This is a genomic window from Streptomyces sp. ML-6, from assembly GCF_030116705.1.
In the GTDB taxonomy this organism is placed as follows: Bacteria; Actinomycetota; Actinomycetes; order Streptomycetales; family Streptomycetaceae; genus Streptomyces.
The window spans coordinates 2,178,053-2,195,376 of the sequence record NZ_JAOTIK010000001.1; the positions used below are offsets into that span (position 1 = coordinate 2,178,053).

The 17,324-nt window shown below is 69.7% G+C and carries 6 protein-coding genes, 3 tRNA genes and 1 CRISPR repeat array; of the genes, 4 read left to right on the forward strand and 5 right to left on the reverse strand.

Annotated features, from left to right (window positions below; genetic code table 11):
* Positions 1-113 precede the first annotated feature (113 nt).
* Together casA and cas3 are read right to left on the reverse strand one after the other, a co-directional pair.
* Positions 114-1,820, reverse strand: coding sequence for a type I-E CRISPR-associated protein Cse1/CasA (gene casA / locus OCT49_RS09595; RefSeq protein WP_283851465.1), 1,707 nt, complete (start codon positions 1,818-1,820; stop codon positions 114-116).
* Between the two features lie 281 nt (positions 1,821-2,101).
* Complete coding sequence (cas3, locus tag OCT49_RS09600; protein WP_283851466.1) at positions 2,102-4,987, reverse strand: CRISPR-associated helicase Cas3'; 2,886 nt, start codon at positions 4,985-4,987, stop codon at positions 2,102-2,104.
* Positions 4,988-5,620: 633 nt separating this feature from the next.
* Positions 5,621-12,733: direct repeats of the CRISPR family, unit length 29 nt; unit sequence CGGACCATCCCCGCAGGCGCGGGGACAAC.
* Positions 12,734-13,649: 916 nt separating this feature from the next.
* On the opposite strand from cas3, the gene OCT49_RS40060 reads away from it, so the two are divergent.
* Entirely contained in the window at positions 13,650-13,862 is a 213-nt protein-coding gene (locus OCT49_RS40060; protein WP_502963456.1) for an IS3 family transposase, read from the forward strand.
* Between the two features lie 132 nt (positions 13,863-13,994).
* Positions 13,995-14,405 (forward strand): integrase core domain-containing protein, encoded by a 411-nt coding sequence (locus OCT49_RS40065; protein WP_502963353.1) that lies wholly within the window; start codon positions 13,995-13,997, stop codon positions 14,403-14,405.
* Positions 14,406-14,701: 296 nt separating this feature from the next.
* On the opposite strand, the gene OCT49_RS09605 is transcribed toward OCT49_RS40065, so the two are convergent.
* From OCT49_RS09605 to OCT49_RS09615, 3 genes are all read right to left on the reverse strand, one after another.
* A tRNA-Ile gene (locus OCT49_RS09605) sits at positions 14,702-14,775 on the reverse strand.
* A 239-nt stretch (positions 14,776-15,014) separates the two neighbouring features.
* Positions 15,015-15,087: transfer RNA gene (locus OCT49_RS09610), tRNA-Asn, on the reverse strand.
* A gap of 5 nt (positions 15,088-15,092) precedes the next feature.
* Positions 15,093-15,165 (reverse strand) — tRNA-Asn (locus tag OCT49_RS09615).
* 205 nt (positions 15,166-15,370) lie between these two features.
* On the opposite strand from OCT49_RS09615, the gene OCT49_RS09620 reads away from it, so the two are divergent.
* Both OCT49_RS09620 and OCT49_RS09625 read left to right on the forward strand, forming a co-directional pair.
* On the forward strand, positions 15,371-15,673 hold the full coding sequence (locus OCT49_RS09620; RefSeq protein ID WP_283851467.1) for a YtxH domain-containing protein: 303 nt from the start codon (positions 15,371-15,373) through the stop codon (positions 15,671-15,673).
* A 74-nt stretch (positions 15,674-15,747) separates the two neighbouring features.
* On the forward strand, positions 15,748-17,193 hold the full coding sequence (locus OCT49_RS09625) for an FGGY family carbohydrate kinase (RefSeq protein WP_283851468.1): 1,446 nt from the start codon (positions 15,748-15,750) through the stop codon (positions 17,191-17,193).
* Positions 17,194-17,324 lie beyond the last annotated feature (131 nt).

Sequence of the window (17,324 nt, forward strand, 5' to 3'; positions counted from 1 at the left end):
CGTGGTGAGGATTCTGTATCGCGAAAGGCGTGCCGTGACGCCTCGGGGCCGGCATGGCCAAGGCAGTGACCCGGGCGTCGCGGATACGGATGCCGCCCAGGTCCACATGCTGCTCACTGACCGCGAAGAGCACCGTCGTCCTTTCGCACGGTGTCCGCTCGGTGAAGGATCTCCGCGCGACGCTTGAGGAAGAACGCCTCAGCCAGCGAGACGCGGTGCGTCCGCTCCGGCTTCCCCTCCCCCTGGGAGACGCTTCTCCCCAGAAACGCCCCGACGGGTACCGCCTGGAGGAGACGGTCGGCGACCTCCCAGCTTCGACGCCAGGCAAGCTGTTCCCAGGCAAGCTGCCCCGCCTCGATCCGCTCCGGGTCGTCCACGCCTCTCATGCCGGCCAGCAACCTTCGCACCAGAGGATCCAGGGCGTGCAGAACGAGCTCGCCCGGACGTTGCCCCTTGTCCCACGGGATCGGCTCGGTGCCGAGAGCACGGCGCAGATCGGCCGAGAGGTGGTTGACGGCTGTGGCCAACTGCTCTGCCTGCTCCGCGACTTCGAGAAGTGCGGAGCGTACGTCGCTGTCCTCTCCCAGTGCGGCCAGCGGCAGGGGCAACGCGTCGAACATCACGTCGTCAATGACGGCCGACTGATTGCCGTAGGCGATACCGGAAAGTTCCACACGCAGCGGGTACGCCTCGTCGAGGTCAAGGGCCAAGGCGCCGGCCTGGTCCAGAACCTTGCTCGTGGCGAACCCACTCGTATTTTTCCCCACCTCCCGGAATTGCCGCTCGGGCGCCAAGAGCGCGTCAAGTCCGCGCCACGCGGCCTTACCGGGTTGGAGGCGCAAGGGCCGGCGCAGCGGCAAATCACCGCGTTTGTTCTTGCCCGTCCCCCGACTGCCGCTCGGCTCGATACGCCACATGGTCTGCGGCTCGGTCTCGGACGTGTACGGCATGCGGTCCCCCGCGGCAACCAATACGCGTGTCACCCGCAGACCTTCGTCGGTCATCTCCGGGAAGAGCCGGATCCGGCGGGCCTGCCAGGTCCACAGATCCAGGAGCCCTTCAGGTACCCGTTCCTGCCACTGCGGGGTACCGGTCGAGTGCGGATGCGTGGGGTCACGCCTCCGCCACTGCGGAAGATCGGTCGACGTCGGCGATGCCCCAACCGGAAGGTTCAGCAACAGTGTCTCGAACAAGGTTGTGCCGACCAGCAGAGTCACGCCCATCTGCCCGAGCGGCCCGGTCGGATTTCCGACCGTTTTCCCTGCCTTCGCCTTCGGATCGCCCACGACACCCGTCTTGATCGCAGCGGTGTCCCAGCACTGCGTATGGAGCAGCCAGTGCGCCGCCTGGGCCGGGGTCAGCGAGAAGGTGTCCCCCTCCGTACGCGAGGCGAACAGCGGGACGTTATTGCCATTCGCGGCAGTCGCAACAATCAGTCCGGCGTTCTTCGTCTCGTCCTTCGCAGTGCGCATCCCGGCAACCTGCCCAAAGGGCTGCACCGGGTCAAAGAGGTCGAACAGCCCACTGTGCGTATCCAAGTACTCGCCAAGCTTGAGACGTTGCTCCTGCGACCACCGACCAGCTGAGAACCACTCCATCCATTCACGCTCGTCGGCCGGACGCCCCAAGGCATCAAGCACCACAGGCAGCAGAACCTGGCGGAATACCGCCGGTCTCTGGGTCGGGATCTCCACCACCAGGTCACCGAACTCGTGGGCATCCAGCAGTGCGGTGCGCAGTGACCGGTCGCGCGCCGGTCCTCGCGCAGCCGGCGGCAGGAGCAACCATGGGTTGTCCGTCAGGGAAAAGCCATGCGTCATCAGTCCCCCCTCAGATGGAACCTTCTTTGTTTAAAGCTAGCGCCCCGCTGGGGCGTGCGCACACTTTCTCCACAACCAGGTGCAAGAATCCGGCCGTTGACCCCGCAGCCATCGGACGTCACGGCCGGGCTGAGGGGATGGTCCCCTTCTCTGTTTGCACAACGAGCCGGGAATCGCTTCGACCCCGCGCCACGCGGGGTACCGAGCCGCCGGGCAGGAGCCCGGCGGCTCGTCCGCACCAAGGTCTCAACTCCGCACGAGGCAAGCGGATATGAATCCTCTCAAACCTGCCGAAGCCCGAACTTGTCGTCGTACGAAACCGTGATGTCTCCAAGTTGGGCCATACGTGAAGCGTCCAGGACCAGAGCACGACTCCGCCGCAGCCACGGGTGCCCGTGCCAGCCGGGCAATGGGGACAGAACGGAGGCCGCTTGAGTGAACGTCGACGGCAGTCGCACCACTGAGCCAAGCACCTCGTCCAGTACCTCCGGCGCAACATCACCGTTGACGCTCAAGGCACGCCCTGCCAACGTCCGGAAGACCTCCTCGCCCTCTTCCCGGACCACCAGGACGACCTCGACGGATTCATCGCCGTCACGGACCGCCGCCTGCAAGGAGCTCTCGTCACTGCCCGCCGTGGACCCGCCGTGGTGCAGACCCGCCAGCGTCCGCTTCTCGTGCTCACCGTACGGAGTCAGCAGGAACCGCCGCGCATCCTCGGCCCGGCTTCGGTCCCGCTCTTCCTGCTCCCGCCGGGCAGCCTCACCTGCCTCCCGCCACACCGCAGGAAGCAGGGCTGGATCCGCTCCGTACACCTGCTCCACCAACCGGGGCACTGCTCCCGGCACCGACCACGTTTCGCCTGCGTCGGCCAGTACCGCAGCAGTTCGCAGCAACAGATGGCTCCCGTAGATCTTCTCGCTGGCATACACGAATGCCGGCTCACGGCATTCACGTGGCTCGAACCCGGTGACGAACACCTTGGGTGTCCGCAGTCCTTCCGGACGCCACGTGCCCTCGTGGCGATGCAGCCGACCCACCCGTTGGAGCAACAGGTCAACGGGAGCCAGGTCCGTGACCAGCATGTCGGCATCAACATCAAAGGACTGCTCGGCAAGCTGCGTTGCCACCAGAATCAACCGGCCGCCCCTGGACCGCGAAGTTTTCGGGCCCAGCAACCGCAGGCATTCCTCCGTGAGATCGGCACGCCTGGCAACCGTGAATCGCGAATGGAGAAGACGCACTTCGTCGTGATCGAACCGCTCACACAGCTTCTCATAGAGGCTCTGGGCGCGCGCGACGGAATTGCGGATGACGAGCGCGGTTCCCCCATCGATGAGCTCGCTCGCCAGCAGATCGCCTACTCGTGCATCCGCCTCCCCCTGTAATCGCTCCCGCTCCGCACGGGAGGACCCCGGGCCAGGGACTGCCTCGGGTACTACCTGAACCGCGACATGAAGGTCCTCACGCCAGCTGTCCGTGGCCTCCACATGGAATTGCGCCTCCCCCGAGGCCGGAAGCCACGCCGCTGTAATGCTCGGATAACCGGACGGTTTCGGAACCTGCGCCCTTAGTTCCTCCCGGGATGCCGCGCCGGCCAAGTACGCGTCGACCAATCCTTGGCGTTGCACGGGGGCAAGCGTCGCCGAAAGGACAATCACCGGAACCCGAGCCTGCCCCAACCAGCGCAACGCCTCACGCAAGAACTGACTCATGTAGACGTCGCACGCGTGCACTTCGTCGAGAATCACGACCTTGCCGGCCAAGCCGGCCATGCGCAGCATCACATGCCGTGTGCGGGTAGCCGCGTACAGAAGCTGATCGATCGTCCCGACCACGAACGGAGCGAGCAACCCACGCTTCGCCCCCAGAAACCACTCGGCAGGCGCCTGCCGCTCCGGCATCTCCCGGGTGATGGATTCCGAGCTGTACGGGTCGTCATCCAGCCCGAACTCATCCACCCCACAGAACGCCTCGTCCGCATACGCGCCCGCGTCCTCCAGCAGAGCCTTCCACTCCCAGTTGAACGCTCGCTTACCATGCAGCAGCACCACCCTGGAGGCAAGCTGCTCGTCCACTGCCTCGACCCACCGACGTGTGCGGGTGAACATGGGGTCGCTGGTCGCCTGAGTCGGCATTCCTACGAAGACGCCATCCTCACCGAACCTCGCCGCGAGAACTTCAGCCGCCGCCTGAGCCGCCTCTGTCTTGCCCTCCCCCATGGGCGCTTCGACCACCACAAGTCCCGGGCCGCTCATCCGGTGTGCCGTCTCGACCACCATCATCTGCGAGGGGCGAGGTCCGTATCCGAATCGGTTCCGGAACGCGTCGGGCCCCGGCATTTCCAGAACACCCCACCCACCCTGCAAACCCAGCGCCTTCCACGCCGAGACGGCCCGCTCGCGGGAAGCGCTCATGCTCACCAACACCGGGTCATCCATGCCCACGAAGAAGCGCTCGTCGCTTGCGATCCAGTCCGCCATGACCACCAGGCCACTGAGCTGCAACTGGAGAGCCCGGGACGGAACCATCACCGGCTCCACCTCACGAAGCCCCGCAAACCCGACCTCCCGCGTGAACACATCGAGTAGAACCTGCTGAACTCGACGCCAAACTCCTCTTCCGCGCAGCTGCCCCTTCGCGGAGGACGGCTCCCGAACATCCCGAAGTGAAGGAAAAGCGCCATGGTGCCCCGCCATCAAGGGCCAGACCCAATCCACCTGATCGACGCCCCAACCGACATCGGTCAGAAGCTCGCGCGCCATCAGCCCACCGGCCCAGTCGTGGCGCCAGCGCCGCTGCTGCTTCGCCCCTGCGGCAGCACTCCTCTCCACCCACGTCAGTCCTGCCCGTTCCACGGCCTCAGCGCCTTCCGGCCACAAACGCTGATGCGCCGGCGTCGCCTTCCCGCAATCGTGAACCCCGCAGATCCAGACAAACAGCCGCCGCCCGCTCCCTGGTCCACCCGCAACCTCGTCCAAGGCCGACCGTGTCGAAGGCGCGAGGAAGTCGTCCCACAGCAGCTCCGCCACTGCCGCTGTATCCAGCAGGTGCGCCATCAGGAGGTTCGTGCTTCCCCCGGCTCGCTCCCGCGACTTCCCCCAAAGCGTCTCCAACGCCCGCACCACAACCGGCTCGTAGAGCCCGTTCAGCCTCTGCAGGTCCACACCGTGCCTCCACGTACTGTTCTCAGGACTGAGCACCAGAGCGTAGAGGCGAGCACTGACAACCCACCCAAGTCGCAGAAAAGTTCCAAACTCTTGAGCATAAAGAAGTAAGATCCCGCGCCCATGCTTTCCAAGGCCGCAGAGGCAGACAGTTGCATCGGCAACATGACGCCCAGCACACGACAGCGCTTCTTCGCATCACCGAACCGTCCACTACAGGTGCCCGAATCAGCTCCGAAAGCGATGACAACACCCACCTTCACTGCCGCACGTTGTCCCCGCAGGCGCGGGGACAACGTGCGGCAGTACGCTCAGGCCATGCCTGCCTGAGGACCATCCCCGCGGGCGCGGGGCAACGCGAAGCTGTTGGGCCTGGGCCTGTACTACGGCGGACCATCCCCGCAGGCGCGGAGGCAAGCCGGTTGGCCGGTGAGAACGGGTCGAGGTGCATGGGACCATCCCCGCAGGCACGGGGACGACACACTGATGCGCGGGTTCCCGCCCGGCTGCGCAGGACCATCCCCGCGGGCGCGGGGACAACACCTCCGCGCCGCCCGCCCAGGTGGTGAAGGTCGGACCGTCCCGCGGGCGCGGGGACAACACCACCGGCCGGCCGCGCTGGTCCTTGACGGTCGGACCATCCCCGCGGGCGCGGGGACAACATCGAGAAGTCAGGCTCCACGGACGGGAACCTCGGACCATCCCTGCGGGCGCGGGGACAACGTCCACCTCCGCGTGGGCGGCACGCTTTTCGACGGACCATCCCCGCGGGCACGGGGACAACAGCTCGCCGATCACGAGCAGATCGAGACCACTCGGACCATCCCCGCGGGCGCGGGGACAACGAGAACGCCATCGTCGCCCACCGCCGGTGGGGCGGACCATCCCCGCGGGCGCGGGGACAACGCCGGACCCCTGACCGGCATCCTGCCCGACACCGGACCATCCCCGCGGGCGCGGGGACAACCGCTTTGACGTCCGGCCTGTATCAAGATCGAGAGGACCATCCCCGCGGGCGCGGGGACAACCGGGGAGTACGGCGTCGATCATCGCGGTGGTCCGGACCATCCCCGCGGGCGCGGGGACAACGCTGCTGCCGAGCCGCCCTCACTGCCGCTCTTCGGACCATCCCCGCGGGCGCGGGGACAACTCGACCTCGACGTCGTCGTCGGCCGACTGCCGCGGACCATCCCCGCGGACGCGGGGACAACTGGCGGGCATGGTCGTCGATCAGGGCCAGTGCCGGACCATCCCCGCGGGCGCGGGGACAACGGTGGTGCACCGCGAGACCGGCACGCAGGTCGAGGACCATCCCCGCGGGCGCGGGGACAACAGCCCCTTGCGGAACAGGCGGGCACGCTCGCGCGGACCATCCCCGCGGGCGCGGGGACAACGGGGGCGAAGAGCCGGTGTGCGCTCTCCACGACGGACCATCCCCGCGGGCGCGGGGACAACCGTCAATCTCGTACCAGCGGAGGACGATGCGGACGGACCATCCCCGCGGGCGCGGGGACAACCCTCCCAGACCTCTGAGCCGTCCTCGCTGACGAGGACCATCCCCGCGGGCGCGGGGACAACTTCCGGCTCACGGAGGATCCCGACCTGGGTGTCGGACCATCCCCGCGGGCGCGGGGACAACCAGACCCTGATGCAGATCGAAAAGGGCGTGACCGGACCATCCCCGCGGGCGCGGGGACAACGGGGGGAGCCATTCGGCGGGGTCCTGGTCGGCCGGACCATCCCCGCGGGCGCGGGGACAACGGGGGGAGCCATTCGGCGGGGTCCTGGTCGGCCGGACCATCCCCGCGGGCGCGGGGACAACGGCGAGCCGCCCCACAGCTCGTGGGCCCCTGCAGGACCATCCCCGCGGGCGCGGGGACAACGACGCGGCGGCCAGGCGCCGGGCGCGGGTGGACGGACCATCCCCGCAGGCGCGGGGACAACGGTGCGGCGGCCCTGCCACCTGCGGATTTCGGGGGACCATCCCCGCAGGCGCGGGGACAACCCCCCTATCGGAGGCGACTTCCGCTGTCTGCCGGACCATCCCCGCAGGCGCGGGGACAACTATGACGTGGGTCAGTGTTTCCGGGGGGATTCGGACCATCCCCGCAGGCGCGGGGACAACGAATCGGGTTCGCCCCGTCGGACTGCTGCGGGCGGACCATCCCCGCAGGCGCGGGGACAACGGTGCGCAGCACGTGATCGAGGGTGTCCCGGGCGGACCATCCCCGCAGGCGCGGGGACAACGTGGGCGCGGTCATCGTGGCGTCGCAGTCGTCGCAGTGGTACGGACCATCCCCGCAGGCGCGGGGACAACGGCCTCCGGCATCTCCGCAGGCCGTGTGATCCAGGACCATCCCCGCAGGCGCGGGGACAACAGCGGGCTGCCCGCCACATCGCCCGGATCGTGCGGACCATCCCCGCAGGCGCGGGGACAACCCGGAAGTCGTCCTTGAGGTCGGTGCGTACGTCGGACCATCCCCGCAGGCGCGGGGACAACCACAGGCCCGCGTACACAAGTACGTCCAGATGCGGACCATCCCCGCAGGCGCGGGGACAACTCCTCCGCCCTGGTCCGGGCCCTAGCCCTGGTCGGACCATCCCCGCAGGCGCGGGGACAACCCGCCTGCATCTCGCGCCCACTCTCCACCGCGCGGACCATCCCCGCAGGCGCGGGGACAACCTGGACGAGCAGGGGTTCACCGAGAAGTCTCCGGGACCATCCCCGCAGGCGCGGGGACAACGTACATCGCAATGACGGGGCGCCGACATGGCTCGGACCATCCCCGCAGGCGCGGGGACAACGAAGCTCAGAAGTCACGTAGCGGCTCGCCCGCCGGACCATCCCCGCAGGCGCGGGGACAACCGGCCCGTACCGTGGACGGCATCCCATCCGCGCGGACCATCCCCGCAGGCGCGGGGACAACTGCTCGGCTACTGCGGCGCCGTGTGCGGCCGACGGACCATCCCCGCAGGCGCGGGGACAACGATCCTCCGAACAGGCCGCTCCCGCCGGTGCGCGGACCATCCCCGCAGGCGCGGGGACAACTGGCCACGGAGGCGCAGGAGGTCCACGGCCTGCGGACCATCCCCGCAGGCGCGGGGACAACGGAAACCCGGCGGCCACCATGGGCCCGCAGGTCGGACCATCCCCGCAGGCGCGGGGACAACACGTGGGCCGCCGTCGGCCGGTCCGGGACTGGCGGACCATCCCCGCAGGCGCGGGGACAACCGCCTTTTCTCTCGCTGTGACTCCTGACACTCCGGACCATCCCCGCAGGCGCGGGGACAACGGCATGTAGCCGTAGCGCCCCTCCTGGCCCGGCGGACCATCCCCGCAGGCGCGGGGACAACTTTCTGGTCAGCGTCGCCGAGATGCTGCCTCGCGGACCATCCCCGCAGGCGCGGGGACAACCGTGCATGGGTTCCTCCTGGTTGGTCGCCCCGGGGACCATCCCCGCAGGCGCGGGGACAACAGCACGGCGACGTGCAGGTGCGGGTGCCACCCGGGACCATCCCCGCAGGCGCGGGGACAACCGTGCGACATCCGCTGGCCGATCAGGGGCAGTCGGACCATCCCCGCAGGCGCGGGGACAACATGACAGAGACCTACGTATGCGCCCTGGTCGAGGGACCATCCCCGCAGGCGCGGGGACAACACGACGATGTCCTGGATGCCGAGCCGGGCTCACGGACCATCCCCGCAGGCGCGGGGACAACATGGCCGCAGCCGCCAACGGCCTGCAGAACCTCGGACCATCCCCGCAGGCGCGGGGACAACCTTCGGTCCCCGGTCCCGAGTATCGAGGAGGCAGGACCATCCCCGCAGGCGCGGGGACAACCCGGAAGAGGCCCAGATAGCCGTCACCCACCTCGGACCATCCCCGCAGGCGCAGGGACAACCCGTAGCTGTCGGAGGGGGCGATGGCCCAGGTCGGACCATCCCCGCAGGCGCGGGGACAACCGCGAGCAGTACGGCATCCGCCGTGTGCTCACCGGACCATCCCCGCAGGCGCGGGGACAACCCTCCTCCGGGATCACTGACGGAAGGTCAATGGGGACCATCCCCGCAGGCGCGGGGACAACTTCGACACCGACATGGACTGCACCCGCAGGCCGGGACCATCCCCGCAGGCGCGGGGACAACGTCGAGGAAGAGATCGCCAGCCGCCTGCACGCCGGACCATCCCCGCAGGCGCGGGGACAACGCAAAAACAATCCGGCGAGTCGCCCCGCAGATCGGACCATCCCCGCAGGCGCGGGGACAACCCAGCGGTGGTGGCGTTCCGCGGGACGGGACGCGGACCATCCCCGCAGGCGCGGGGACAACTCTCGGGAACGTTGGCGTGCAGGCCAGTCGGCCGGACCATCCCCGCAGGCGCGGGGACAACGGATGTACTCGCCGTCATCGGTGTAGTGCGCGAGGACCATCCCCGCAGGCGCGGGGACAACATGCCGCCGGAGACGACGTAGCAGTAGCCGGGCGGACCATCCCCGCAGGCGCGGGGACAACGAACCACAACGCCTGCGCAGCCAGAAGGTCATCGGACCATCCCCGCGGGCGCGGGGACAACGCCGAGCGTGGCCAGCAGCCAGCGGCGCGATGCGGACCATCCCCGCAGGCGCGGGGACAACGCCCTCTCCTTGGGGTACTGCTTCTCGACCCTCGGACCATCCCCGCAGGCGCGGGGACAACCAGCCGCTTCACCGGTTCGAAGACAAACCCGGCGGACCATCCCCGCAGGCGCGGGGACAACCCGGAGGTTTTGGGGTTGCCGTCGTTCTGGTACGGACCATCCCCGCAGGCGCGGGGACAACGCCAGGCGAGATATCCCCGACGGGTGCGGGGACGGACCATCCCCGCAGGCGCGGGGACAACCTGGCCGGGTTCGTCACCGAACGGCCACCGCTCGGACCATCCCCGCAGGCGCGGGGACAACATCATCGCCGCGTTCCCCGCGCTGATCCTCGGGGGACCATCCCCGCAGGCGCGGGGACAACCGGACGGGTGGCGCAAAGGAACGCACAGGATAAGGACCATCCCCGCAGGCGCGGGGACAACTCCTCGACCACGTCCTCCGGCGACGGCACCCCCGGACCATCCCCGCAGGCGCGGGGACAACGGATGAGCAACTGGCCCCACACGCTCGCCCTAGGGACCATCCCCGCAGGCGCGGGGACAACCTGCAGGGCGGCGGTGACGCGGTTCGGCTCCACGGACCATCCCCGCAGGCGCGGGGACAACCGCCACCAGGAACTGGGCGGCAGCCTGAACCAAGGACCATCCCCGCAGGCGCGGGGACAACTTCCTGCACCTGCCCGATATGAAGCCCACTGACGGACCATCCCCGCAGGCGCGGGGACAACTTCCTGCACCTGCCCGATATGAAGCCCACTGACGGACCATCCCCGCAGGCGCGGGGACAACGGCGAGGAAGACGATGGCGACACCTCAGTCGACGGACCATCCCCGCAGGCGCGGGGACAACAAGCCGACGGAGATGATGACCGCCAGGATCGGCGGACCATCCCCGCAGGCGCGGGGACAACGGCCGTACGTCCGACAGGAATATCTGGCCTGGCGGACCATCCCCGCAGGCGCGGGGACAACCTGGTTCGAGGTGTTCGGCAACGCGCCCAGCGCGGACCATCCCCGCAGGCGCGGGGACAACCACCAGCGACACGAGAGGAGTACAGCCCTCCACGGACCATCCCCGCAGGCGCGGGGACAACATCGTGTCCAGCTGCGCGGCCGGCCACCGGTCCGGACCATCCCCGCAGGCGCGGGGACAACTGGGGCAGGTCGAGGTGGAAGAGTTCACTCTCCGGACCATCCCCGCAGGCGCGGGGACAACGTGTCCGTGCGCCCGTGTGCCCGCGCCTCCGCAGGACCATCCCCGCAGGCGCGGGGACAACCCGGACCGGCTCGGGGAGGTTGTTCACGGCTGCGGACCATCCCCGCAGGCGCGGGGACAACGTCGGTGAGCCGCGGCTTCTCCCGGAGCCGGGCGGACCATCCCCGCAGGCGCGGGGACAACGGCCGCCGGGCCGCGCCCTCCCCCATGTAGGACGGACCATCCCCGCAGGCGCGGGGACAACGAAAACCGAACAGGGCGTCATCCCCGCGTCCCCGGACCATCCCCGCAGGCGCGGGGACAACCCCGGCATCGGCCGGTTCAGGGCCTCGCCCATCGGACCATCCCCGCAGGCGCGGGGACAACGGAACTGTGAGCCGCGGCGCCGCAGACTCTGACGGACCATCCCCGCAGGCGCGGGGACAACCACCCGCGAGGAGGACGATGTCCCTGACGCGGCGGACCATCCCCGCAGGCGCGGGGACAACTCGATGTGCACGTCGCCGTGGAAGACGCCGCCCGGACCATCCCCGCAGGCGCGGGGACAACGTCCGCCTCAGCGAGTATGGCGAGGCCGACCTCGGACCATCCCCGCAGGCGCGGGGACAACTGATCGTGGACGCGGGCAAGGAAGCGGACCGGCGGACCATCCCCGCAGGCGCGGGGACAACTCGACGGTTGGGACGGGTCCGGTCTGTTCGATCGGACCATCCCCGCAGGCGCGGGGACAACGCACTGCCCGTCGTGGCCGCCCCGGATCTGACCGGACCATCCCCGCAGGCGCGGGGACAACCGAGGCTACGCCCCGTCAAGTGGCGATCACGGAGGACCATCCCCGCAGGCGCGGGGACAACTCTCCTCCAGGCCTGCGGTCGCCGAGTACGCCCGGACCATCCCCGCAGGCGCGGGGACAACGTGGATTCCGCCGTAGGTCCACTCGTTGGCCGCGGACCATCCCCGCAGGCGCGGGGACAACCTGGCCGGTCTGGTCGCCCGGAGCCGCGGAAAGGGACCATCCCCGCAGGCGCGGGGACAACGGCGGCGGGGGCGCGCCGTGGAGCCTGTACACCGGACCATCCCCGCAGGCGCGGGGACAACGTGGGAGGGCAAGGACGTCCAGCCGTTGCGGTGGGACCATCCCCGCAGGCGCGGGGACAACGCACGTAGCTGATGATCCCATCCGTGGGGTCAGGGACCATCCCCGCAGGCGCGGGGACAACAGCTGCCCGAACTCATTGCCTCAACCGCACACCGGACCATCCCCGCAGGCGCGGGGACAACATCATGTCGGGCGGCTCGGCCTGGATGGTCACCGGACCATCCCCGCAGGCGCGGGGACAACGAACAGGGAGGAGGCGGCCATCACGTACCCGCCGGACCATCCCCGCAGGCGCGGGGACAACACCACGGCCGTCTCGATCGCCGCAAGATATGCCGGACCATCCCCGCAGGCGCGGGGACAACCAACACTGCGGTGGCACGGCTTCCCGAGGGACCGGACCATCCCCGCAGGCGCGGGGACAACCCCTTGTCGACGCCGGACCGCTCCGCGACGTCCGGACCATCCCCGCAGGCGCGGGGACAACCGGGCGAGGGTGGCGCGGGAAACTCCGGCGGCCGGACCATCCCCGCAGGCGCGGGGACAACCCTCGGCGGAGGCGGCAGTCGTTCTGGGCCCACGGACCATCCCCGCAGGCGCGGGGACAACTTCCTGGAAGACGGGAGCGAGCGCCTTACCTGCGGACCATCCCCGCAGGCGCGGGGACAACATCGCGCGTACCCCGCGGCGCCGGTTGAGATCCGGACCATCCCCGCAGGCGCGGGGACAACCCGGCGCGTTTGCCCGCGCAGGAGTCCAGCCAGGGACCATCCCCGCAGGCGCGGGGACAACACTTCTTGAACTGGGGTTTTACCGAGCCAAGTAGCCATTCTCATTCAGTTGCTTCCGACCCACGCCAGCCTCAGCAAGCCTCCGCATCAGCCCCGACACCATCCCTCATCCCTCCTGGAACGAACAGAGCCATCACACCACTCTAAGCAAATCTCTCCAGGCGACGGGGATCGCGGTTCTGGTCATGCTCCGTGACTCTGCACGGGAAGTGAGTCAGAGCCAGGATTCAACCGCCGCCGACAAACCCCGCAGGCGCGGGGACGACACGAAGCCGAGCAGGTTCGACGAGCCACAGCGAAAACGACCCAGGCCAACGCCCCGCAGCCGCGTGGACCAGTCGAGCTGGAGCAACCACCGCATGACGAATCCCCTTGCCCTCTTCGGGCCCTTCCCTGAGCCGCCCGCTTCCGGATCGCCGCATGACCGGGACGGGACACCGCCGGCGCTGGGAGCTTCGAGGCTGCGGAGCGCTCCTTGGGGGCGTCATGACGGCGTCTCGCTTCGACGTGATCTTCGCCGTCGCGCCGCATTACGGCCTGGTCGTGCGAAGCGGCTGGGAGCGGGAGGAGGCCCGAACGGTGTTCCGCGGCCCGGGGTGGGAGTGGGCGGAGGAGCTGCATGCGCTCGTGCCGCCGGAGGAGACGCCCGCTCATGACGCTGGTGTACAGGCTGTTGCCGAGCTCCACCTGCACGGACACTGCACCGGATACGGGATCGGACCGTACGGTGCGAGGCGGCTCTTCTCGGACCGCGCGTCGCAGGCGTTCACGAAGTTCACTTCGCAGCACGTCGCCCAGCCGGACTGTGGTCAGGCCACCGAGAGAACACGCCGGGCAGCGGCTCCACGAGAGCCGTACTACGTGGGCGGATCCAAGAGGTCCACACGTCCGGCTGCCGCGTCCACGGGGCCCGGAAGATCTGGCGCGAGCTGAACCGTCAGGGACATGCCGTGGCCCGCTGCACCGTCGAGCGCCTCATGCGCGAACTCGGTATCACCGTCGCCGTCCGCGGCAAGAAGGTGATCACCATGCTCCCCGGCGGACAGGTCGAACGGCTCCCGACCGCTGGGAGCGCGACTTCGTCGCCAAGGCTCCGGACCGCTGCCGGGCCCAGGCCTTCACCCACGTGAAGACCTGGGCCGGTGTCGTCCGCATCGCCTTCGTCGTGGACACCTTCTCCCGCCGGATCGTCGGCTGGTCCGCGGCCGGGGTGAAGGCGACGGTCCTCGTCCTGGACGCTGTGGAGATGGCGGTCTGGCAGCATGACCGCGACCAACACCCCCGTTCGGTCAGGCGAGTTGGTCCCTCACTTGGACGCGGGGTCGTCCCCCGGACCCAGTCGGTCGTCGCAGCACCTGGACGTCGCCGGCATCGCTGCCCCGATCGGATCAGTCGAAGACGCCTCCGACAATGCCCTGGTGGAGAGCACGATCGGTCTGTTCAGGACCGAGCTGATCAAACCCCGGCGGGCCTGGAAGACGCTGTCCGACGCCGAACTCGCCACCGCTGAATACGTCGACCGGTACAACCACCACAGACTCCACGGTGGGATGGGCCACGCCCCTCGGTCGCGTACGAAGCCGCCTACTACGCCGAACTCACGAAACCCCGGGTCGCAACCACAACCTGAGATCTCTGCCGAGCTTGGGGCGGCTCACCGTGCCCCTTGGTGAGATCACGGAGCGTTTCGCCGCCTCCTCGCCGTCGAAGGTCTCCCTCTGCGTCTTCCCCGTTCGAGAGCCGCCGACCCGCCACATCACCGTGCAGGAGCGGGTGCCATCAAGGTGCTCATCGGCCCTGATGCAAGCCATGCGGATACAGGCCATGCGGATACAGGCCATGCGGACGCAAGCCATGCGGAGGGGCTCACGGCGGTTCGGGGCAGCGCTCATGCAGCGATTGCCGCTGCACGAATCCGCTCGCGGAACCATTTCCCCAGGTCAGAACGATTCTGCCTGGGGATACCAGGTGGGGCGGGTGGGACTCGAACCCACGGCCGACGGATTATGAGTCCGCTGCTCTAACCGGCTGAGCTACCGCCCCTTTTCGGCGTGGCGCGTACAAGTGTGCGCGCCGTCTGCCGCAGCATAGCCGGTCATACGATCTCTCGCTCCGGATGGTCGGCTTCGCCTGACCATGAGGACCGCGCCGACGGCTGCCCGGTTCCGGAAGGGACGGAACAGACCCCGAAAGAGCCGCATGCACCCCCCACGCATCACGGCGTCGGACGGCGACCGGCATGCGAAAGAGGACCCCTCGGGGTCCTCTTCCGTTCCGCTCCGCTCCCCCGACTGGACTCGAACCAGTAACCCTCCGGTTAACAGCCGAATGCTCTGCCAATTGAGCTACAGGGGATCGCGCTCCCCCGACTGGACTCGAACCAGTAACCTGCCGGTTAACAGCCGGCTGCTCTGCCAATTGAGCTACAGGGGATTGCTGCGTGTGCACCGAACCCTACCTGCCTGGCGGATGCCGGGCGGCGCGCGTTCGCTGCGACACATACATTAGCGCAAGCAGGGGGGTGCTTTGCCAATCGGTATCCCCGGGGTGATCTCCGGCGCCCTCCGGCAGTCGGGCAACACACGTCGGACAGCACACGTCGCACGAGCGTCGCACTGAGCAAGGAAGGGTGGCAGCCATGCGGTACCGGCTCACGTTCATCGCCGGACTGGCCCTCGGATACGTGATCGGGACACGGGCCGGGCGCGAGCGCTACGAACAGATGAAGGAGTCCGCACGCCGGTTCGCCCGGAACCCGGCCGTGCGCAACACCGCCGAGTCCGCCGCGCAGAACGGGCGGCAGATGGCCGGAAAGGCGTACCACGCGATGAGCGAAAAGGTCGGCGCCAAGGTGCCCGCCCCGGTCGCCGAGCGGATGCGTTCACTGCGGGACCGCACCCGCAACGGTGCCGAGGACGACTGGGGCACCTCCAACACCTGAGGCCCCGGGGCCGCCCTCGACGAGCCGCGTCATCCGGTACGGAAACGCTCCGGTGGTGCGGCAGAATCTTGTGCATGGGGATAGTCGCGGGCTTGGACAGCTCTTCCGCCTTCACGCACATCGTCGTCTGCGATGCGGACACCGGCGCCGTACTGCGCCGGGGGTACGCCGCGCACCCCGTCGATCCGAAGGCCACCGAGGTCGACCCGCAGGCCTGGCTGCTCTCGCTCGGCGAGGCCGCCGGCGGCGGGCTGCTGGAGGGGGTGCAGGCCATCGGCGTCTCCGCACAGCAGCACGGCCTGGTGCCGCTGGACCAGCAGGGCAACCCCGTGCGGCCGGCGCTGGTCGGCAACGACAAGCGGGCGCAGGCCGCCGCCGCAGACCTGATCGATCTGTTCGGCGGGCGGCAGTCCTGGGCCGAGGCGGTCGGTTCGGTGCCGCAGGCGGCGCAGCCGGTGGCGAAGCTGCGGTGGCTGGCGCGGACCGAGCCGGAGGCGGCGCAGCGGGTGGCCGCGGTGCTGCAGCCGCACGAATGGCTGGTGTGGCAGCTGCTGGGGCGCCCCGCCCGGCGCACCACCGACCGGGGCGCCGCCTCCGGCACCGGCTACTGGTCGGCGGGCAGCGGCTCCTACCGGCCCGATCTGGTGGAGCTCGCGCTCGGGCACCGGGCCGCGCTGCCCGAGGTGCTCGGCCCCTCCGGGACCGCGGGGACGACGCCCGAGGGGCTGCTGATCTCCGCGGGGACCGGCGAGACGATGGCCGCGGCGTTCGGGCTCGGGGTCGGGGTGGGCGACGCGGTGGTGTCGCTGGGCGCCTCGGGTTCGGTCATGGCGGTGCACCACGAGGCGCTGTCCGACCCGGCCGGGATGATCACGTCGTTCGCGGACGCCACCGGGATGCACCTGCCGGTGGTGCACACGTCGAACGCGGTGCGGGCGCTGCGCGGGACCGCCGAGATGCTCGGCCTGGAGAACATCGAGGAGTTGTCCGCGCTGGCGCTGAAGTCGACGCCGGGCGCCTCCGGGCTGGTGCTCCTGCCCTACCTGGAGGGCGAGCGCACCCCGAACCTGCCGCACACCGCGGGGACGCTGTGCGGGCTGCGGCGCGAGTCGATGAAGCCGGAGCACCTGGCGCGGGCGGCGTTCGAGGGGATGCTGTGCTCGCTGACCGACGCGCTCGACGTGCTGCGCGGCCGGGGCGTCGAGGTGCGGCGGGTGTTCCTGCTGGGGGCGGCGGCCGAGCTGCCCGCCGTGCAGGGGCTGGCGCCCGCGTTCTTCGGTACTCAGGTGGTCGTGCCGCAGCCCGCCGAGTACGCGGCGCTGGGCGCGGCCCGGCAGGCGGCCTGGGCGCTGGGCGCCTCGCAGGGCACGGTCGATCCGCTCGTCCCCCCGGCGTGGCAGGGCGCCGCGGCGCAGGTACTGGAGCCGGGCGAGGAGCTGGCGGTCGGGCAGGCGGTGCGCCAGCAGTACGTGACGACCCGGGACCGGATCCATCCGGGGGCGTTCGACACCGTGCGCTGAGCACGCGCGGAGCGTGCGCGGGCGCGGGGAACCGGAACGCCTGCTCACAGCTCCGCCCCCCTTCACCGCCGAGCGCGCGCGGGCGTGCTGGAACCGGGGGTGCGGCACCCGGGAGGACCGGGCGCGCGGCG

Bases quoted from the DNA above. Each gene is read 5' to 3' on its own strand.
- casA (WP_283851465.1), bottom strand. From the start codon at position 1,820: ATGACGCATGGCTTTTCCCTGACGGACAACCCATGGTTGCTCCTGCCG.
- OCT49_RS40065 (WP_502963353.1), top strand. From the start codon at position 13,995: ATGACCGCGACCAACACCCCCGTTCGGTCAGGCGAGTTGGTCCCTCAC.
- OCT49_RS09620 (WP_283851467.1), top strand. From the start codon at position 15,371: ATGCGGTACCGGCTCACGTTCATCGCCGGACTGGCCCTCGGATACGTG.
- OCT49_RS09625 (WP_283851468.1), top strand. From the start codon at position 15,748: ATGGGGATAGTCGCGGGCTTGGACAGCTCTTCCGCCTTCACGCACATC.